Below are 21,549 nucleotides of genomic sequence, written 5' to 3'. Positions count from 1 at the left end.
AATAAAAAAAGGAAAAGCGTTGGCAACAACTTTTTCCCTATTATATTACTTTATTTTAATCTGAAGTTTACTTAATAACTTGTAAGCCATTTTGATCAACAGTTAAGGAGATTACCTGACCATCTAATTCTAATTTTTGTAGATCAGTAACGATATTAGCCTCAGTTTCTTTGGGACAAATAATCATTACAGTTGGCCCAGCACCAGAAAGATATGTGGCATATGCATCTAAGCTTTTAGCAACTTGTTTGATTTCTTGAAATTCTTTGACTAACTTTTGACGGTAGACTTCATGAAACATATCATTTTCAATAGCACGACCAGCCTTGACTAAATCACCAGTTAGTAATGCAGAGATTGCTAAATTAGCGACAGAGGAAGCTTTAACTGCTTGCTTATAAGACAAGTGTTGCGGAAGAACTTGTCTAGAATCTGATGTCTTCAATTCATAGTCCGGAATGAAAGCGACTAATGCTGAATCAGGAAAGGGGGCCAGAATATAATCCAAACCAGTATCTAATTGTGAGGCAATTACTAACTGGCCAAAAATGGCTGGCGCTACATTATCTGGATGTCCTTCAATCTGATTTGCTATTGTCAGCTTTCTATTATCTGACAATTCCAAATTGGCTAATTGGTTAGCTAATTCAATTCCTGCCACAATTACAGATGACGAAGAGCCTAAACCTCTGGCTAAGGGAATATCTGAAGTCATTTTTAAATGATGAGGCTGAATATCCGGTGCTAAACGCAGGGCAGTTTGTAGTAATAAATTATCCTGATTATGAGGTACATCTCCCAGTTCATGTTCAACATACCATTCATTTTGTTCTTCAAGAACTTCAATCTCTAAATATTTTGAAACTGCTAGTCCAATAGAATCAAAACCTGGTCCAATGTTTGCGGAAGTAGCTGGAACTTTTATAATCATACTATTCTCCTAAAACTTTGAAGCAATTTAGCAACTGGAAGTCATTCTCTTTTCTTAACTCGTCTATTAAAGTATCTAATTGCTTCTCACTCATTTCATGTGTAATAATAACCACTCTTGCTCTACTATTTTTAGCTTTGTCTTGGAGTACTTCTTGTAAGGATATATTTTGGTTATTAAAAATGGTAGCTAAACGCAACAGTTGACCTTTTTTATCAGGTGTTTCAATTGCAAAATAATAATGACTAATATTATCATTTTTATCTGTTAGTTTTGTTTCCACTTTAAACTCATTAAAGGCTTTACCAATTGTGTTTTCTTTTAAGCGACGGGCAATCCGAATAATATCTGCCATAACAGATGTTGCAGTTGGTTTTTGTCCAGCTCCAGGTCCATAAAACATTGATTGACCGATGCCGATAGACTCTACAAAGACAGCATTCATAACACCATTGACACTGGCAAGGGGATGATCTTTAGGTATAAAAGTTGGAGTTACACTGGCTGAGACGCCTGATATTGTTTCCTCTACAGTTCCAACTAATTTTATGACATATCCTAACTTTTGAGCAAAAGCAACATCCTCAGGTGTAATACTAGAGATACCTTGATGCTTAACATCACTAAAGTCAAGGGTCATACCAAAAGCAAACTGACTTAAAATAGCAACTTTGTAGGCTGCATCAATTCCTTCAACATCATTGGTTGGATCACTTTCAGCATAACCAAGTTTCTGAGCTGTCTCCAACGCTTGTTCATAAGACCACCCTTCTTCAACCATTTTGGTCATCATAAAGTTGGAAGTTCCATTTAATACACCCATAACACGCGTAATTTTATCAGATGTATAGGAATTAGCTAAGCTTCTTAAAATTGGTATACCACCAGCCACTGCTGCCTCATAATAAAATGCTAATTTTAATTCCTCAGCTAATAAACGAATTTCTTTCCCATGAAGGGCAATCAAGTCTTTATTTGCTGTTACCACATGTTTTCCAGCTCGTAAAGAATCCATGATATATGTCTTTGCGGGTTCAATTCGACCCATTAACTCAATTACAATATCTATATCTTTATCATTAAGTATCTCTTCGATGGAGGTGACAAATTGATAGTTATATCCCCTATCTTCTAAGCGCTGTTTTTCAGCCTCATTTCTCACTAATATCTTTACAATGCTTATTTCTGATCCAGCAGCTTCATTAATTTTATGGCCATTCTCCTTCAATAAAAAAGGGAGTCCACTAGCCACAGTTCCGAATCCTAATAACGCTAGTTTTACTGACATTTTCTTCTCCTAAACTATCAATCTGCGAATAAACTCTACTACATTCCTCATATTATACCAAAAAATACTATTTTTTTATAGTAATCTCATAATCAAAAAATCATTAAATTACTTTAAATTGGATGAGTTAAAACTAAAAAAATGATATAATAATAAAAACAATCATTGGAGCATTTATGACTAGACGTACAAAGAGAAAGAAAAACATTGGCTTAATAATTATCTTTATCTCAATTATTACCTTATTTGCTTTTGCTATTGCAAGTTTTGTTTATCTTCAAAAAACTACTGCTAAGCCGGTTGATAAGATTAAAACAAGTCAACAGATTAAAAGAAACAAACTATCAAATAAGGAAAAGGTTGAGTGGAAAAAAGAATCATCTCCGATAAAATTACCTATCTTGATGTACCACGCTATTCATACCATGGACCCTTCAGAGGCGCCTAATGCAAATTTAATTGTTGATCCTAAAGTGTTCGAGGAACAAGTTAAAGCGATGGCAGACGATGGTTATTATTTTTTGACACCAGAAGAAGCCTATCGAGTATTGGACAAAAATGAGAAGCCAGCTAATAAAGTGGTCTGGCTGACATTTGATGATAGCATGATTGACTTCTACCAAATCGCTTATCCGATTATGAAAAAGTATAAAGTCAAAGCGACTAATAACGTGATTACTAGCTATACTGATGAGAAACGCGTAAGCAATTTAAGCTTGGAGCAAATGACAGAAATGAAAAAGAATGGCATGTCCTTCCAAGATCATACCGTTAATCACCCTGATTTATCACAAGAAAGTTCAGAATCACAAACGGCCGAGCTAAAAGATTCAAAAACCTATTTAGACACAAACCTTAATCAAGAAACAATAGCAGTTGCCTATCCTTCTGGAAGATATAGTGATTCCACTCTGAAAATTGCCAAGTCTCTGAATTACAAATTAGGAGTCACAACTAACGAGGGATTAGCTAGCGCCTCAGACGGGCTTCTTTCTTTGAATCGAATTCGCATTCTCCCATCAACAAGTGCTAATCAACTGTTACAACAAATGCTAGTCCAATAATCAAATATTAATAAAAGCTTCTGAAATCTCAGAAGCTTTTTTCTTTTATAGTTTTGAAATGGCTAAATAACGTCTAACTCCTGAGAATGAAACATAACTAATCCAACGGTATCCTTCTGCTTCTAATGTGCGATCATAATTTACAGACATTCCTACTTTGTAAGAAGCAACTGGTTTTGAAGACAAACTTGGCTGACTTCTAACTTCTAAATCTTTTGTCAATACAATTGTTCCAGAAGTATTTGCTACTGGTAGATCTGGTTTAGTTGGTTTGGCAGGTGTTGAAGGTGTCACAACCACATTTTTTGGCACTTCTAACTTTGTTTTTAAAACTGAAAGAAGGTTACCAGCATCAGTTTTATAATACAAGTCAACATGGTAAAGACCTGTCATATTTTTATGGTTACTCAATTTCACAGTCAATGAGTAAGTGCCATCATTTTGTTTTTTAGCTGTATACCAAACTAAATCATCTTGTCCTTTTTCTTCAGACCAAACTGGTATTTTCACTTCCTTTATGGCTAGATTATTATTAACTTCCGAAACTTTGATAGTGAAATCACCATTATTTTGGAGATGATATTCTAATCTACCTTTAGGATAAATATTCGTATCAGTTGGTTTAGGACTAGGCTTTGTTGGTTTATCAGGAGTTGGCGCGACTACTACTTGATCTAGTTGAATGTAACGTCTTGTTCCACTATAAGATAGATAAGAAAGCCAACTCGTGTTATCTGATACTAAAACTTTATCATAATTAATAGTTTCGCCTTGCTTAAATTCAAATTCTATTGGAGCAGCAAGTTTTGGTTGATTTTTGACTACAACTTCTTTTGTGAATGTATATGTCCCACTTGCAGGTAGGGTAACTTTAGTCACTTCTGGAGTTGGTTTTGTAGGCTCTGGTTTCTTATCAGGTGTAGTTGTAACATCAACTTTATCTAACTGAACATAACGTCTTGTTCCACTGAAAGAAAGATAAGAAAGCCAATTTATGTTATCTGCTACTAAAACTTTATCATAGCTTACACTTTCGCCTGCTGAAAAAACAAATTCGGTAGTTGCTGATAACTTAGGTTGGTTTTTGACTGCAACTTCATTAGTGAACGTATAGGTCCCACTTGCAGGTAGGGTATTTGTTTTGTCTATATTTTCGTTTTCAATTTTCTTATCTTTAGCGTCTGCAGGTTTGGTAGCATCTGGTTTTGGTGTCACATTCTTATTTGGTAATGCAACATAACGAAGGGTACCACTAAATGATTTATAAACTAACCATTGCGTATTATCAGCATTAATCAATTGGTGATAATTAATTTTTTCACCTTTTTGCCCATAAAATACAATTGGTGCAACAAGTTTGGCTTCATTTCTGACAGCCATATTTTCAGGGTAAATATAAATTCCTTGGTTAGTAATAATTTCACCACTTGTAACCGATTTTTGTGTTGGAACATCTGCTACAATAGTTTGAGGATTTGTTACTTGTGTTGGTTGAATTAGTTCTACTGATTGCGGCGGTTTAACATCAGTCGAATTTACATTAATAATTGAATCAGATACTTGTTCATTAATATTCTCTTGAGCTTTAGTTTCTAATTGGTCTACTTGAATCTGACTATTATTGCTAGTTGTACTTACTGTATTAGTAATTGCTGTATTAGTAATTGCTGTATTTTCAGCAATTTCTTTTTCTTGGTTTGTTGTTTGAATCAAACCTTCGGTTGTAGACTGACTGGTATTGATTTGATCCGCAAAAACTGGATTAGTCAACATGATACTTGCTCCAATCATAACCGAAGCTACCCCATAACTATATTTTCTGATTGAAAAACGACTAACTTGATTTAAAAATGGATTTTTCATGGTTTTGACCTACTTTCTTTTTATCTTACAAGGTCATTATATGAAATAAAAGAAACAATGTCAACATAATTTAGTAATATTTGTAACATTTCTGTAACATAATGTGTTTTCCATAGATAAAAAAAGCCTTTGTTCATTACAAAAGCTTTTTGATGTATTTTAGGAAGACTAATAATTATTATTTCTATTAAATAAAAAGTTGCATATTAGCATTTTCAGAGTCACCAATAAAAGTTGCGACCCCACCATATTCAACAAAATCAAATAATTCCTCTTTTTCAATTCCCATCAAATCCATTGACATGGTACAAGCCACAAATTTGACACCAAGTTCATGTGCTTGTTGAATCATATCTGGTAAGGCATCAACATTTTTATCTTTCATGATGGTCTTAATCATTTTTTGACCAGCGCCACCCATATTCATTTTAGAGAGAGGTAATTTATCAGCACTTGACGGCAACATCATGTCAAATAATTTTGCCATTCCTTTTTTCTGGATGTTGTTCTTTTTAAGAATTGATAAACCCCAAAAGGTGAAGAAAATAGTAACAGACTTGCCGAAAGAAGCAGCTCCTGAAGCAATAATCATTGAAGCAATTGCTTTATCAAACTCACCACTAAAGACAACCATTGTTGCCCCGTTTTTAGTTTCTTGCAAAACTCCTTCTTTTTGGAGCAAGACTTCATTTGGTGCTACTTGACCACTTCCCTTTTGCAAAGTAGCAACTACATTATTGTTTTCTATCTTATTATTTATAACTTTGTTACCAGTATTGTTAGCCCAATTCTCAATATCAGCAGAGAAGCCAAAATCACTAGCTACAACACGTAATTGTTGACCATCTTGCATACTATCCATGGTTTTCTTAACTTTCAAGATCGGACCAGGACATTGCAAACCACATGCATCTAAATGAATCATCTCATCTTCTGATTTAGTCTTTGGTACAACAAAAGCTTCTTCCATGGCTTCAGGACTTAATACGATTTCTTTTAACTGGTAGTTTGAATTCTTGTAGGTCTTATATCCTCCATCTAGGTTCTTGACTTGGAAGCCAGCGGCAGCTAAAATTCTTACTGCATTATACCCACGTTGTCCAACTTGACAGTAGACATAAATCATTTGATCCTTAGGTAATTCCGCAAGACGATGACGTAGCTGATTCAAAGGAATTTGAAGACTGCCTTCAATTAAGCCAGTAGCTAATTCAAAATCTTCACGTACATCTAAGAAAAAGGCTCCTGCTTCTTTTAAAGCTTTGATTTCTGACCATTGGAATGTTGACACCTTGCCGGCCATCATATTATCTGCTACATATCCCAACATATTGACGGGATCTTTGGCTGAAGAGTATGGTGGGGCATAAGCCAGCTCGATTTCTGCCAATTGGTTGGCTTTTGCACCAAACTTCATAGCAGTCGCAATAACATCAATTCGTTTTTCAACGCCTTCTGTCCCAACCGCTTGCGCGCCCAAGACTCTTCCATCTTGGCCAAAAAGTAACTTCATGGCAATTGGTGAAGCTCCTGGGTAATACCCCGCATGTGAGTTTGGATGAATATGAATCACTTCATGAGCAATGTCAGAATTTATCAGTTGTCGTTCACTGTTCCCAGTTGACGCTGCTGTTAGTTCAAATATTTTAGCCACAGAGGTTCCTTGTGTGCCTGGATATTGGGCGTTTATTCCATTGATAACATCTGCAACCAATCGCCCTTGACGATTAGCTGGCCATGCTAAAGGTATATTAGTCTCTAGACCAGAAACAGTATCTGTCACTTCAATAACATCACCAATGGCATAAACATGTTCAGCTGATGTCTGCATTTGAGGTGTAACTTTTATGGCACCTTTAACACCAAGTTCCAAGCCAGCTGCTTTAGCTAAAGTATTTTCTGGGACCACGCCGATAGATAAGATTGTCAAATCTGTAGGCAGTGTTTTACCACTATTTAAAAGTAAGAGGTTTCCATGATCTACAATTTTATTTAATCCGTCGTTTAAAATTAAATTTATGCCATGCATATTAATTTGCGCATGCAATTGCTGTGCCATCTCAAAGTCAATATTAGGCATGACTTGTGGAGCCATTTCGACTAGATTGACAGAAAGTCCTAGTTCAACAAGATTTTCCATCATTTCCAAGCCAATAAAACCACCACCAATAACTGTTGCACTTTTAACATCATTATCAGCAATATAGGCTTTTATTAAGTCCATATCAGGAATATTTCTCAGTGTAAAGACATTTTTTGCATCTTCTAAACCAGGAATAGAGGGCTTAATTGCTTTTGCTCCTGTAGAGATTATTAAATCATCATAGGTTTCGTCGTATTCTTCATGTGTTATATGATTAAAAATTGAAACGGTCTTAGCATTCGTATCAATTGAAAGAACCTCCGAAAAGTTGCGAATATCAATACCATATTGACTGCTCATTCCATCAACTGTTTGTAAAATTAGATTTTCTCTGTCCTCTATGGTTCCACCTATATGATATGGTAAACCACAATTGGCAAATGAAATGTATTCACCCTTCTCAATTAGTATAATCTGATCTTCCTCGTTAAGACGACGAAGTCGAGTTGCCGCAGTCGCTCCACCAGCTACTCCTCCAATAATAACAATTTTTTTAGCCATAAAATTCTCCTATAATATTATAGGATTAATTATATACCCTTATGGGTATATTGTAAAATAAAAAAATTCACCCACTAATTACAATGCTTAGTCCTCTTTTTCTTCCTCCATCAACTCTGTAGCAGAAAATCTTCGATCAATTAATTGTCCAGATGTCTTTAAATGATTCAAATTTTCATCATAAGCACTTGAAAAAGCAAGCCCATAAAGAATATCAAGCAAGACATGGATTGAAATATTTGTCGTGAAATTTCCGATTTTAGAAAAGAGTTTTTCGCGTGTTGTGATGGGAAGAAAAAGATCAACTGACTGAGATAAAGTATTATTTCCTATACTAGTTATCCCAATCCGTTTAATCTTTCGCTTAGCCAGTATTTCATTAATTTCAAGAATCATTGGCGTTTCACCTGATGTAGAAATTAAGATTGCCACCGAATCTTGCGGAATATTATAAGCTTCATACTTCTCCTCACCTGCAGTTGTAACTATATGAATTAATTTACCTAGTCTACGCATTTTTAAGGCAAAATCTTGGGCCAGTAAAATATTAGCATTTTGACCAAAAAGATATATGGTTTTATTTGCATTAAGTATTTGCTTTGCTTGGGACAAATCATCGTGATGAAGTAAAGATATGAGATCATCAATAGTTGACTTTTCCAGCGAAGCAATCTTTGCAGCAAGTGTCATCACATTATCCTTAGCCTTAAAAGGAATGTTAGAATCCACTTTCGTGAACTGACTAGTCAGATAGCGATGTTCCTCAAGGTAAGCATGTTTAAAATCAACCCAGCCCTTGAAACCGAGCTTTTTGGCTATTCTGACTATTGTTGAAGGTTGCGTAAAGGATTCTTTAGCCAAGGCTTGTATGCTAATTTTTTCTAGTTGTTCTACATGATCGATAATATATCTGACGGCAACAGCTTCTGCCTGCGAAAAAGTATAAGATTCCAATTCTTCTTTGATGAGCATAATGTCCTCCCTGTGGAAACTTTATCTTAACTTTAGCAAAAATATTTTCAAAAATCACCTAAAAAACGAAAAAATTTGTAAACAAGTTTTTAAATGATTCTATATCTCTTGTTTAAAATTTTCAAAATCGTATACTCAAATTAAAGATTAAGAAAGAAGGAAAAAACAAATGGTTAAAATAGCAACTATTGGTGGCGGAAGCTCTTATACCCCTGAATTAATGGAAGGTTTTATCAAACGATACGACCAACTGCCAATCAGTGAAATCTGGTTAGTTGATGTAGAAGAAGGCAAAGAAAAACAAGAAATTGTTGGTGCTATGGCACAACGGATGTGGGATGCAAGTCCTTACGATGTTAAAGTATACTTAACTCTCAATCGTGAAGAAGCCCTCAAAGATGCTGATTTTGTAACCACACAATTCCGTGTTGGACAGTTAGATGCTCGAATAAAAGACGAACGCATTCCCTTTTCATACGGCATGCTAGGACAAGAAACCAATGGCCATGGTGGGATTTTTAAAGCTTTCCGAACTATTCCAATTGTTTTGGAAATTGTTGAAGATATGAAACGTCTCTGTCCAAACGCCTGGTTAATCAACTTTGCCAATCCAGCCGGAATGGTTACTGAAGCAGTTCTCCGCAATGGGAATTGGGATAAAGTTGTTGGACTTTGTAATGTTCCCGTAATGGCTAAAATGGGTGAATCACAAATGTTAGGCTTGAGCGAGGAAGACCTGATTCATAAATTTGCAGGGGTCAACCACTTCCACTGGCACCGTGTCGCAGATAATAACGGTAACGATGTAACCATGCAAATCATTGATATGCTTTATGAAGAAAGTAATGGTTTGCCAAAAAACATTTTCGATATACCATTCTTTAAAGAACAATTACAACAAATGAAAATGATACCTTGTGGCTATCATAACTACTATTATCGTTTTGATGAAATGTTGGCACACGGCATCAAAGAATTTAAAGAAAACGGTACCCGTGCTGAGCAAGTCCGTGCCCTTGAAGAAAGTCTTTTTGAATTATATCGTAACCCAGAACTCAACTACAAACCCAAAGAATTAGAAGAACGTGGCGGTGCTCACTACTCTGATGCAGCATGTGAAACAATTGCTTCTATTTATGCTAATAAAAACACTGAAATTGTTGTCTCTACACAAAATAATGGTGCAGTACCTGATCTACCAGCTGATTGTGCTGTTGAAGTTACTGCTTATCTTGGTGCTCAAGGAGCTCGTGCAGTTGCTTTCGGTCCTCTGCCAACTGCCGAACGTGGTTGGTTACAAGTCATGAAAGCTATGGAACTATTAACCATTGAAGCGGCTGTTACTGGAGACTATGGAACAGCATTACAAGCTATCACGATCAATCCACTAATTCCCTCAGGAGCTCGTGCCAAACAAGCTATGGATGAACTTTTCATTGCCCATAAAGAGTATTTACCTCAGTTTGCTGATACCATTGAACGTCTTGAAAAAGAAGGTATTACTATCAAAGATGACAAAGTCAAAAAAATGTGTGACATGTAATACTTTTACTCCATTAGCATCTAGTGGGGTATTTTTTATGCCGATTGACTAGCTTGATCAATACAATTGAAGACAAATGCGTCAGTATCAGGGTGACTAGGAAAATGAATTTTCCCTGATCATAAATGCTATAGTCACTTTTACTCATCATATAGCTCGTCAGTTGGATGTACATGGGTAGATGAAAAAATAATAGCTACTCAGCACTTTTAGATATGACAGGTCACGATTTTTCCAAAAGCGAGAACGAATGCTGAGATTGAATAAAAAGGAAATAAAGACTGGTGCACTTAGAAAGAAGTTTTTGTCCCGTCCCTGATGATAGAAGATAAAGAGGTACTCTAGACCTAAGAGCGACAAGAATATTACAGTCTTTAATATCGTGGCTTTCGAGAAAGATTTGTGGTCAAATCTGTCATAGAGCAAGATTCCCAAAAATAGGAAAATGGGGACAAAAAAGAGGCCATTTCTAGTCGTTTGAAAAATGGCAAAATACTTGGCCATATATGTCTCAATAAGCTGACCCGTAAATAAGGCGGAATAGGTCTCATAAGTGCCCAAAACATATAAAGCGATGATAGTTACTAAAGTTTTTCCTTGACCGAGTCGCCGACATAGTAAGTGTAAAAAATGCCAGCCCAAAAATAATGCAGGAATATACCAGAGGGTATGAGAAAAACCGAGATAAAGAAAACCAACAAGCAAAGTGGGCAACATAAATCAGTAAGATAAGTTCAAGTGCTCAAAGAATAGAAATGCTAAAGGCAAATAAAGCAAAGACCACCCAACATATTTCTTTATTAGCCCCTTAAAATAGAGTTGACAAGACCCACCACTTCGTTCCTTTTCCCTTAGAAAAAAAGCGGTGCAAATAAGAAAATAGGGGACTGCCATCCGACCAAAAAAGCTTTTAAAAATGAAATGCAGGCTATCGCTCTCAAACAAACGACCACTATGAACCACCATCACCAAAATAGAAAAAATATACTGCAAACAAGAAAGCAAGGCAAAATTATAGGATGACCTAGTTTTGACCATAAGATTCCTTGATTAAAAATATCATCACTATTTGCATACAAAAAAACTCCTGACAAATAATTTCTTAGAAATGATTTTATCAGAAATTTTGAGAACTCATCCCATCTATCCTAAACGGTAAAAATAGAGCCTGAATTGTAATAAAAAACACACTACTAAACAGCAGTGTGTTTTTTAATTTATTTTCTATCTCGAAAAACAAATAATTGACTGAGAATATAGTTCAAAACAATAATCAGTACCTGACCAACTAATGTTTCAATTGAATTAATTAGTTTGGGACTATCATTTACAAATTGACCAATAATATGTGGAAATGGATCAACAAAGATAAAGGCTAAAAGAACATCCAATACAAGTGTAACTAATCTAGCAAGCACAAATTTAACAAAACGTGGAGCCCACCCTCTACTAACCTGCTTAAAAACAATTGTATCAATTGTATCATTTGTCACAAAAGCAAAGATTAAAGCAATAATATTAACCAAACCAGCCGAAACAGTCGCATCCTGTTAAAAATGAAAAATAATAAGACGGCTAATGATATAAACGATCGTAGTCAGAATACCAAAAATTAGGTAGGAGATAACTTCATTATGAAGTAATTTTTGTAATTTAGTATGTATTTTTTTCCTTTACATATTATAGATCCGTATATAAATCAGTCTCTTTTACAATATAGACTGGTCGCTTCTTGGTTTCCAAAAATATTTTCGCAACGTATTTGCCCAATATCCCCAAACAAAGTAATTGTAGGCCACCAATAAATAAAATCACCACAATCATACTAGCCCATCCATTTACACTACCACCGACTGTTAACTTACGGATAACGACAAATAGAATTCCAAAGATTGAAGCTATAAATGAAAGTATACCACTGTATGTCGCAATACTAAGTAAAGCCTCTGAAAAATTAATATAGCCTTCTAATGAGTAACGAACTAACTGCCAAAAATTCCAGGATGATTCTCCAGCAACCCGCTCTCTATTTTCATATGGAATATAATAGGTGTCATAGCCGACCCAAGCAAAAATACCTTTTGAAAAACGGTTAACCTCTCCCATTTCTAGAATACTGTCGACCACCTGTTTCGTCATTAAACGGTAATCTCTTGCCCCGTCGACAATCTTTGTATCCGAAATGATATTAATAACCTTATAAAATAGTTTAGAAAAAAATGTTCTTATTGGTGGCTCACCCTCACGATTTTTGCGACGAGTGCCTACAACATCATACCCTTCTTGAATTTTGTCATACATTGCAATTAATAATTCAGGAGGGTCTTGTAAGTCTGCGTCCATAACAGTGATAAAATCACCACGAGCATGCTCTAACCCTGCCAACATGGCACTTTCTTTACCAAAATTACGTGAAAATGATAAATAATGAACATTTGAATTGTAGTTGCTTATTTCTTTTAAAACATTAAGCGTGTTATCCTTGGAGCCATCATTGATAAAAATGTATTCAAAATCAAGTTGATTACCTAATTGTAATTCAACTCGATGTGCTTCAGCTAAAAAAAGTTTTATTGTATCTTCCTCGTTATAACATGGTACAACGATTGATAGCAAATGTTTTTTTATTATCATCTATATTCCCTATATAATTAGTCTTGTTAATTATCTAAACCTTATTGTATTTTACCATAATTAATAAATTATGATAAACTTTGGAGTTAGATCCCACTTTTCAAAATAAAAAACTCTCACTGAAGATATAATCAGCGAGATGTTCATTAATCATTTAAATGAGTATTCAAAGTAATAAGTATATGGGCAAATCCAGAAATCGATGCAGCAATAATTAATAAGGTATGACCAAAGACCATCCCAGATAAGAGAAAGATTAAAGTTGGAATAATAGCTAGAGTAATTGCACTCTTAAGTTGCTTTTGTTTCAGATATGATGACCAAAAGTAATAATAGACGAGCAATAAGCATAATTCATAAGTTACATAAAGTATAATAGTACCCCTGTAATATAATCTAAACTCCCATACAAAAATTGGTAAAACCATCAATATCATACAACCATATCTGCCAATTTGTTCCAAAATCGTAATCCACTTAGGTGGAACTTTGGTTAGTTTATTACTCATTTGATAATTCTTAGCATAATGTATATTTGGAATCATCAACAATATGATAACAATAGAATTAAAGCCATTTATCCAATTAAAAGCCAAATTCAAACCTTCATCTTCGTTTTCTTAATTATACAACCACGATAATGGATAAACAAGATTTAGCTGTCTTGAGTATAATTTAATAGAAAAAACCACTGAGTCTCCTCAGTGGTTTTTTATTTGTTAGGCTATTTGCATAGTCACACTATTATTTAAGTGTAACAATAATATACGTTACTCTATGGACGATACAATAGGCTTTTTAGCCCTAACTCTGCCTTTGGCAGGAATTTTGGCATAAAATTGAATCTAGTCCTGCACTAATTACATTTTGAGTAATTTCTTCAGACACTGTTTTATCTAATGCATTAAACCAGTGACTATATGTATTCAAGGTTGTAGATTTATCAGCATGTCCCATTCGTCTTGCTACATATAAAATATCTTTTTGTAAAACATTTATGAGATAAGAAGCATGACTGTGTCTCAAACCTTTTCCTGTTATCACCGGTACTCCAACTTCTTGAGCTTTTCTCTTGATAATTCGACAGATTGTTGATTTACAAAACGGTTCACCAAAACGTGAAATAATGAAATCTGTATCTTGATTGGCAACTTGATTTTTTCGCCAATTTTCCAATACTGATAGTGTCACATCATCTAATTCAATGAGACGTTCTCCTGCTGATGTTTTGGTTTGGTCTTTACGATACCACTTCCCATTTTCATCCTTTTCCAAGGTTGTATGTACTTTCAGGAATTTGTGTTCAAAATCTACGTCTTCCCACCATAATGATAAACCTTCACTCACACGAACACCTGTCATATAATATAACCAAATAGTTGTAAATCTCTGTAACTCTTCGTAATCTTGTAAATCAAATGATTTAATAAAGTTCTGAAACTCAACATAAGTCCAAAATGGAGTATCAGGGTGCTTGCCTCTAGGGTTATCTAATGCCTTGCATGGCATTGATGAAATATATCCTAATCTCTCAGCATATCCCATACAAGCCTTAAATCGTGACCATAAATTCTTTGCATAATTTTTAGAATAATGTTCAATGATGTGCAATCTAAAAGACTCACAATCTCTAACTGTTATGCCTTTTAAAAGTTTGGAGCCAAAATACTGAATAAATAACTTGTGATGTGGCAATGCAGTTTTATAAGTTACAGCCTGAACCTTTTGCTTATAGGCTCTTAGATAAATGCTATTCATGTAACTTTCAAATGTTATATTGTAATTTTCAATACGAAGATTATTATTAAACTCATATCTAATTCGGACTAGTTCATCATACGCTTCTTTCATTGTACTAAATGGTTTACCATACTGATTCTTTCTAGCTTTCTTTTGAACTCGTTTACCTGTTACTGGATCAATACCAAGATCAGCCTGATAAAATATCTTGCCATTCTTATCACAATAAACACCTTTGTACTTTTTCTGATTTTTCGTAGCCATCTTTAATTCTCACTTTCTAAACTTTCTTCAGAGAGTGAAATTCCGATTAACTCTTCTACTATATCTTTAGGAGCAATACCAAGTCTTCTATTGTCAAAGGGCGATTTACTCAATTGTACCGCATTATGGTCAACTTTGCGAGCTTCTTCAAACTTTTTTACTGCTATTCTTTTTGCTTCTCTAATAATATTTCTTGCCGTTTGTTCCGGAAAACCAATATTCATTAAGTTTTTATATGTTACTGTTTTCATACCTCCACTCCTGTCAAAAAAATTATTTCCTCCGTGGGTATGACTGGTTAAATCACTCATGGGCATTTCACCCGCTGTCCTTTTTCGCTGGCAGCCTGAACGGTCAGAAGTATCATTATCCTTATTTGTAGTCATGGCAGATAGAGGACCATTCTATTTTATAGCTAATAGTTATCGCTCCTGTCACAGCGTATCAGACTAAAATGCTCAACAAATAAGAAAGTCCCACCTCGGTTTATTCAATTGTCAATGAACAAATCAAGGAGAGACTATTTTTTTGATGGATACCTATAAGGCAAATCCGTAAGACCTAATAGATAATCAACATTAACATCATAAAGATTTGAAATTTTTATTAAGACTTCCGCAGACAGTATTCTTTCCCCCCTTTCTATTTTCGCATAAGCAGAATGAGTAAAGGAAAGAATGCTAGCAACTTCTTTTTGAGTTAGGTCATTATCCTCTCTCAAATCTCTTATACGTTGGTACATCTAGCTTTCTCCTATAAAAAAGTATAGGATATTTTTAGACGTATTCTTTAAAATTGTCCTATTTGGACAGCGGTACTTAATTTGTAGACTTTTAAATTCAAATCACAACTATTTTCTAGTAATTCAAATGAAAAATTGATTAGTATATTGTTGCGAAAATATGAATTAACATAAATTTTCAGATTTTTTAAAATAAAAAAATAACACTCAATAGATCTTCTTCGTTGTGAATTTACAAACGTGACTAAATTTATTTTTCATTAGACTATTATCCAAACATAATACGGACATTAACATGAATCATACACCCTCTCTATAAAATAATTCAAAAGACATTTCTGCCTTTTGAATTAAAAACTCTTCTTTATTAGCTTCTATAGTATTGTAATATCAAATGATTTGACTACTGTTTCACCAGGATTAACAAAACTTATTAATCGCTTATCCTCCACCGTGTCGTTTTCCTCCAAAGATGTAGAGAGGCCGCTCCAAGGTTCTAAGGCAATAAACGGACTTTTATTTATTGTTGACCAAAGAATTAAATTCGGAAAATCAGAGAAATCTAATGTCAATCCTTTATCGTGTTTTTTTGAACGAAGTGAGACGCTTCTTGACTGAATATCATCTAAAGTTAGAGCGTCATAAGCAAAAAGTGAATAATCTAAATCAATAGTTTTTTGTTGATTTAGGAAAGCAGTACGGTTCTGCACATCTAACAAGCCTGTTTCAGGAAAAGCTTTAGGAATTGAACACGTCTCCTCTTTTTCAAATTCTAAATAATAATCTTCATACTGATCATCATTAACTATTGGGCAATTAAACCCAGGATGACCACCAATAAAGAATGGCATTTTTTTAACAACTTCATGATTTGTTACTTGATACTCTGTTCGAATTGTTTTGCCATTCAAAGTGTAGACAATTTTTAATTCAAAATCATAAGGATAATTGGCTACCGTGCTTTGATTCGGCGTAATTGTAAATGAAAAACTATTTTCTGAGATTTGTTCAAAAGTAAAGACTTCTTTTCGGACTAAACCATGACGAGGAATCTGTCCTTTATGAAAAGATCCGTCTTCATTTTTGAAAAAGCCAATATCATTTCTTAAACTACCACAAATTGGAAAGAGAACAGGTGCTTGACCGCTCCAATATTCTGGATCTCCTTGCCATAAATATTCTATCCCTTCACTATCTTTAATAGAAGAAAGTGCACCGCCAAATTCTTTAAACTGTACTGTTAAATCTTTATTTGTTAATTCAATTACCATTTTATTCTCCCTATAAACAAAACAAGAGCGTTAGTGCGCTCACCAACACTCTTATTTTGTGTAAAAATGTATTAAAGAAGTATCTACAAAATCATTCAATCACTTGAGTTTCTGCCACTTTTTTATACCAGTAGGCACTCTTCTTAGGATAACGTTCTTGAGTTTCAAAGTCGACATAAAAGAGACCGTAGCGTTTTTCATAGCCATTTGACCATGAGAAGACATCCATTAATGACCACATAAAGTATCCTTTAACATTTGCACTATCTGCAATCGCATCAGAAATAACTTCTAGGTGTTTTTTCACATAATCGATACGACCATCATCACAGACTGTATTATCTACAAACTCATCTTTATAGCCAAGACCATTCTCTGTTATATAAATCTTCTTATAGTTTGGATAATCTGCTTTGACACGCATGATTTGGTCATAAAGACCTTGAGGGAAAATAATCCAGTCCCAGTCAGTTTTAGGCACATCTACTGGAGCTTCACGACGTCCAACACCTTTAATTTGATATTTAGAGCTGCCTTTTTCACCCTTACCATTGTGAATGATTTCAGTCTCACCATCAAAAGCTTGCATCCAATCACTCATATAGTAGTTAATACCAAGGAAATCATTTAAATCTTTTGCGGCATCCAGTGCTACAAAATCTTCTTCACGAAGATCAAGTTCACCACCATTCACCTCAAGGATATGGTTAACACCTTCCATTGTTTTATCTGAATACTTACCAAGATAAGTTGCATCAAGAATAAATTTATTATGGATAATATCTTCAAGTTCAGCTGCTCTAACATCGTCAGGATTGTTAGCGTCAAATGGATACTTAGTTGGAAGAGCATGGACAACACCAATTTCGCCTGAATAACCGCCGTCTTTAAAGAGTTTTACTGCACGAGCATGAGAGACCATCATGTTATGGTGTGATTGGAAAACTTTAGCAAGATCGTATTGAATACCTGGAGGGAATTTACCAACCAAGTATTGGCCATCTCCAATAGGCCCAATTTCGTTAAATGTTGTCCAATAGTTAACTTCTGAGAATTCTTTAAAACAGAATTCTGCATAATTTACAAAATGTTCAATGTTCTCACGATTGAGGAAATCACCATCCGAGTGGAGAGCTTCTGGTGTATCAAAATGGTGAAGTGTAACAAAAGGCTCAACATGACGCTTATGACACTCTTCAAAGAGATTGTGGTAGTATTCTACTCCTTTAGGGTTGACTTCTCCTTTTCCTGTTGGAAAAATACGAGACCAGGCAATAGAAATACGGATGCCGTTGACACCAAATTCTTCACTAAGTTTCAAATCGACTGGATAACGATTGTAAAAGTCACTTGCTGGTTCAGCAGTGTACCAATAGTTGTCTTCTAAGTATTTATCCCAAGCTACTGGCCCTTTGCCATCTGTGTGGGTAGCACCTTCAGCTTGATAAGCAGCTGTAGCACCACCAAAAATAAAATCTGTAGGTAATGTTTTAGTCATGATATACCTCTTCTAAATTTTCATTTCACTATAAAGGAAGATTGAGTTCCCCCAACCTTCCCTAGCGAAATATTATTTTTCCATTTGTTCTTTAACGAAGTCTAATGCACCTTGACCATCGCGAGTCAATTTGATGTATTGAGCCCCTTCTGTTTTAGCTAATTTAATATCAAGTTTATCAGTTTCCACTTTCATATCTTCATAGTTAGAAGCTACTTGAGGTGCAAGGATAACAAGTTGATATTGTGGTAAAATCTCACGGTGAGCACCATAACTTCCTGCTGCTGCAGTGACAGGTGCACCATATTCTTTAGCTGCTTTATTCAAAGCATTTGCTAATAAACCACTTGTACCACCACCGGCACAAAGAACGAGAACATTAGTTTGATCAGTGATTTCTTTAGTTTCTTTAGCTGCTGATTTTTCCAGAATAGCATCAGCTTTTTTAGTATCAAAGTTTGCTGCTACTTTTTTATTGAGCGCATCTGATGAATTCGTACCTGCTGCTTCTTCAGCAAGAATTTGCTCATCATATACTTTCAAGAATGGGTAGTAGATGATGACATCAACTACGATTAACAAAGCTGCCAAAATGAATGCTAGCACTTGAAAGTTTGTACCAAGGATAAGACCCAATGGAGCTGGTGTTGTCCAAGGCAAGTTTGCAGTGAAACTGTTCATTCCAAGCGTGTCAATGAAGAATTTGAAAATCCATACATTGACAATTGGTGCTAAGATAAATGGGATAAAGAAGATTGGGTTCAAAACAAGTGGAGCACCGAACAAGATAGGTTCGTTAACACCGAAGAATGTTGGAACAACTGATGCACGTCCAATTGCTTTGTTACGTTTTGATTTTGTTAACCACATGAACATGAATGGAACAACAAGTGTTGCACCTGTACCACCCATGGTAACGATGAACATTTGAGTCCCTGAAGTCAAGATCTTGTCCGCATGTTCACCAGCTTGAAGTAATTGAAGGTTGGTTTCAGCATTTGCGTAAGTAATCGCTGCAATGGCTGGTTCAACAATAGAAGGTCCATGGATACCAACAAACCAGAAGAAAGCAAATGCACCGAAGATAATGGTAATTCCAACATAACCATCTGCTGATTGGAACAATGGTGCAAGAAGTTTACCAATTGACTCCGCAACATTAACGCCTAATGTAGCATGAACAATCAATTCAATGATATAAAGTAGTACAACTGATAACGTAAATGGAATCAAATCCTTAAATACTTGAGAGATATTTGGTGGTACCTCTTCAGGCATGCGGATTGTAACATTGTTTTTCACACAGACTTTATAGACATTTACGGTGATAAAGGCTGCAATGAAGGCTGTTAACAAACCTTTCGTTCCCATAAATCCAGTTAAGAAACCACCGTCTTTTGCTGGATTAGCTGCCATAAGTAGAAATCCTACAATAGCAGCGAGCATGGTTGAAATAAAGTTAATCTGGTTAGTGCTAGGCAATGAACGGTTCATTGAATCGGTTAATGCTTTCGCAGTTGTACCAGCCACAAACAAGCCTAAAATACCCATTGAGTAATTGTATGGCGTCATCAAGAGATTCTCAATGTCTTTGCTCCAGTGGAAACCCCATGCATTTGGAACATAAGCAATCAAGATAAAGATACTTGAAAACAAGATGACTGGCATTCCAGCGATGAAACCATCACGAATAGCACGAAGATAGATGTTACGAGATATTTTCTCGAAGAAAGGTTTCCCTTTCTCAATCTGAGCAATTAATCCATTCATTATTTTGCTCCTCTCTTATAAAGTTCAATCATGTGTTTCATTAAATCTTGTAATAAAATGGTAGTCATTAAATGATCTTGACCATGCATAAGAGTAACACTATATGCCAAATCTTCTCCCGCAGCTTCTTTTTGTAGAAGACTTGTTTGAGCATTGTGGGCAGCGTTTAAGCATTCGCTACCTGCAGCAATCAATTCTTCTGCTTTGGCATAATCCCCATCTTGTGCTGCTTTAAGCGCTTCTAAGAATTTTGAACGGGCATCTCCAGCATATGCTACGATTTCAAAACCTAAAAGAGTAATTTCTTCTCTATTCATTCTAGTTTCCTCCGAAAATAATGTTAAATTTTTTCAGTCCAAGGACTTGCAGTTTTATCTAGTACTTTGTTTAACTCGTCAATATTTTTGAAACCTTCTGTACGCAACCACTCACGAGCTGCTTCTGGACCTTCTTCGATATAGACTTTTACAGAACCTGCCCAAGTAGCACGTCCACACAAGACACCGTTGAATTTAGCACCTGATTCTGCTGCAAATTCCAAAGTATCTTGGAACAATTTAGCAGAAACACCAGCACTCAAATAAATGTATGGTAAATCAGTAGAAGCTTCTTGGTCACGGAAGGCTTGAGCTGCTTCTTCTTTTGTAAAGAGAACCTCACCATCTGCAAAGCCTTCTACAAATTTCATATTAACTGGAACTTCGACTTTCAAGACGTCAACACCAAAGCGTTCTTCTGAGAAGACTTTCATTGCTTCATTAATTTTATGAGCTTTAACTTTTGCAAACTCAGGGCTAGCATTGTCAGAGATTTTCTCATCATAAGTTAGAATTTCTAGGTAGAATGGAATATCTTCTGCTCGGCATTCAGAACCAATACGTTCAATGTAAGCTTTTTTCTGCTCATTGACGTCTTTATCTCCATCAACATCATAATATAGAAGAAACTTAACCGCTTCTGCTCCAGCCTCTTTAATACGTTTTGCAGACCAAACATCTAAGCAATCAGGTAAGCGACTAGTTGTTGTTGCATCGTATCCTGTTTTCTCATATGCCAACAACAAGCCTGCTTCTTCTGAACGTACACGACTTGCTGGCAAGCCATATTCAGGATCAAGAAGAATTGATGACGCAAATGGTGTAAGCTCTTCAGAAACTAAACTTTTAAGTTCTTCGATTTGTTCTACTGTTGGCTCTTCAGTTTGATGTTGAGCCATCATACGTTTGAGAGCTCCACGTTGGTCAAAAGCTAAGGCAGAAATAACACCATCTACACTTAGTTTTTCCATGCTTTTGCGTTTGTTTTCAGTTAAAGTAATTGTCATT

Annotated in this window: 17 protein-coding genes and 2 pseudogenes; 2 read left to right on the top strand and 17 right to left on the bottom strand. The window is 35.3% G+C overall.

Annotated elements, in window-relative coordinates; translation table 11 throughout:
* Positions 1-67 precede the first annotated feature (67 nt).
* Positions 68-931 carry a homoserine kinase gene (gene thrB / locus SPB_RS02190; protein ID WP_003104292.1) on the bottom strand — a complete coding sequence of 288 codons (864 nt, stop codon included), beginning with the start codon at positions 929-931 and terminating at the stop codon, positions 68-70.
* Between the two features lies 1 nt (position 932).
* Positions 933-2,219 (bottom strand): homoserine dehydrogenase, encoded by a 1,287-nt coding sequence (locus SPB_RS02185; RefSeq protein ID WP_003104521.1) that lies wholly within the window; start codon positions 2,217-2,219, stop codon positions 933-935.
* Between the two features lie 176 nt (positions 2,220-2,395).
* Between SPB_RS02185 and SPB_RS02180 the strand changes: the two genes are divergently transcribed.
* The gene (locus SPB_RS02180) at positions 2,396-3,283 is read left to right on the top strand and encodes a polysaccharide deacetylase family protein (RefSeq protein ID WP_003105602.1); all 888 of its coding nucleotides are present in this window, start codon (positions 2,396-2,398) and stop codon (positions 3,281-3,283) included.
* 45 nt (positions 3,284-3,328) lie between these two features.
* Here SPB_RS02180 and SPB_RS02175 read toward each other — a convergent pair whose 3' ends face one another.
* The 3 genes from SPB_RS02175 to SPB_RS02165 all read right to left on the bottom strand — a co-directional run bounded on the left by SPB_RS02175 (position 3,329) and on the right by SPB_RS02165 (position 8,762).
* The gene (locus tag SPB_RS02175) at positions 3,329-5,146 is read right to left on the bottom strand and encodes an SH3 domain-containing protein (protein WP_003105895.1); all 1,818 of its coding nucleotides are present in this window, start codon (positions 5,144-5,146) and stop codon (positions 3,329-3,331) included.
* 187 nt (positions 5,147-5,333) lie between these two features.
* Entirely contained in the window at positions 5,334-7,790 is a 2,457-nt protein-coding gene (locus tag SPB_RS02170; RefSeq protein ID WP_003102594.1) for an FAD-dependent oxidoreductase, read from the bottom strand.
* 87 nt (positions 7,791-7,877) lie between these two features.
* On the bottom strand, positions 7,878-8,762 hold the full coding sequence (locus tag SPB_RS02165; RefSeq protein WP_003103795.1) for a MurR/RpiR family transcriptional regulator: 885 nt from the start codon (positions 8,760-8,762) through the stop codon (positions 7,878-7,880).
* 169 nt (positions 8,763-8,931) lie between these two features.
* Here SPB_RS02165 and SPB_RS02160 point away from each other — a divergent pair, with 169 nt between their 5' ends.
* Positions 8,932-10,305: a 6-phospho-beta-glucosidase gene (locus tag SPB_RS02160; RefSeq protein WP_003104919.1), complete on the top strand. Its 1,374-nt coding sequence runs from the start codon at positions 8,932-8,934 to the stop codon at positions 10,303-10,305.
* Between the two features lie 13 nt (positions 10,306-10,318).
* Here SPB_RS02160 and SPB_RS11625 read toward each other — a convergent pair.
* From SPB_RS11625 to lacD, 12 genes and pseudogenes are all read right to left on the bottom strand, one after another.
* Positions 10,319-11,343 (bottom strand): annotated as a pseudogene (locus SPB_RS11625) (acyltransferase family protein).
* A gap of 179 nt (positions 11,344-11,522) precedes the next feature.
* Positions 11,523-11,969, bottom strand: a pseudogene (locus SPB_RS02155) (GtrA family protein).
* Between the two features lie 16 nt (positions 11,970-11,985).
* Positions 11,986-12,939, bottom strand: coding sequence for a glycosyltransferase family 2 protein (locus tag SPB_RS02150; protein ID WP_003103510.1), 954 nt, complete (start codon positions 12,937-12,939; stop codon positions 11,986-11,988).
* Positions 12,940-13,085: 146 nt separating this feature from the next.
* Entirely contained in the window at positions 13,086-13,448 is a 363-nt protein-coding gene (locus tag SPB_RS02145; protein WP_254655060.1) for a hypothetical protein, read from the bottom strand.
* Positions 13,449-13,743: 295 nt separating this feature from the next.
* Positions 13,744-14,943, bottom strand: coding sequence for a tyrosine-type recombinase/integrase (locus SPB_RS02140; protein ID WP_003105757.1), 1,200 nt, complete (start codon positions 14,941-14,943; stop codon positions 13,744-13,746).
* A 2-nt stretch (positions 14,944-14,945) separates the two neighbouring features.
* The gene (locus SPB_RS02135; RefSeq protein ID WP_003106749.1) at positions 14,946-15,194 is read right to left on the bottom strand and encodes a DUF3173 family protein; all 249 of its coding nucleotides are present in this window, start codon (positions 15,192-15,194) and stop codon (positions 14,946-14,948) included.
* Positions 15,195-15,463: 269 nt separating this feature from the next.
* A complete protein-coding gene (locus SPB_RS02130; RefSeq protein ID WP_037621107.1) occupies positions 15,464-15,685 on the bottom strand; it encodes a helix-turn-helix domain-containing protein in 222 nt (73 codons plus the stop codon).
* Positions 15,686-16,059: 374 nt separating this feature from the next.
* The gene (locus SPB_RS02125) at positions 16,060-16,956 is read right to left on the bottom strand and encodes an aldose 1-epimerase family protein (protein ID WP_003105691.1); all 897 of its coding nucleotides are present in this window, start codon (positions 16,954-16,956) and stop codon (positions 16,060-16,062) included.
* Between the two features lie 91 nt (positions 16,957-17,047).
* Positions 17,048-18,454, bottom strand: coding sequence for a 6-phospho-beta-galactosidase (gene lacG, locus SPB_RS02120; protein ID WP_003105049.1), 1,407 nt, complete (start codon positions 18,452-18,454; stop codon positions 17,048-17,050).
* A 72-nt stretch (positions 18,455-18,526) separates the two neighbouring features.
* On the bottom strand, positions 18,527-20,224 hold the full coding sequence (locus SPB_RS02115) for a lactose-specific PTS transporter subunit EIIC (protein WP_003104270.1): 1,698 nt from the start codon (positions 20,222-20,224) through the stop codon (positions 18,527-18,529).
* The gene (locus SPB_RS02110; protein ID WP_003102345.1) at positions 20,224-20,541 is read right to left on the bottom strand and encodes a PTS lactose/cellobiose transporter subunit IIA; all 318 of its coding nucleotides are present in this window, start codon (positions 20,539-20,541) and stop codon (positions 20,224-20,226) included. The genes SPB_RS02115 and SPB_RS02110 overlap by 1 nt, the downstream gene beginning before the upstream one ends.
* Before the next feature lie 23 nt (positions 20,542-20,564).
* Complete coding sequence (gene lacD / locus SPB_RS02105) at positions 20,565-21,548, bottom strand: tagatose-bisphosphate aldolase (RefSeq protein ID WP_003106054.1); 984 nt, start codon at positions 21,546-21,548, stop codon at positions 20,565-20,567.
* Between the last annotated feature and the right edge of the window lies 1 nt (position 21,549).

It is taken from the genome of Streptococcus parauberis NCFD 2020, from assembly GCF_000187935.1.
Lineage (GTDB): Bacteria > Bacillota > Bacilli > Lactobacillales > Streptococcaceae > Streptococcus > Streptococcus parauberis.
The sequence above is the reverse complement of the archived record's forward strand: the minus strand, read 5'-3'. Positions and strand labels throughout refer to the sequence as shown.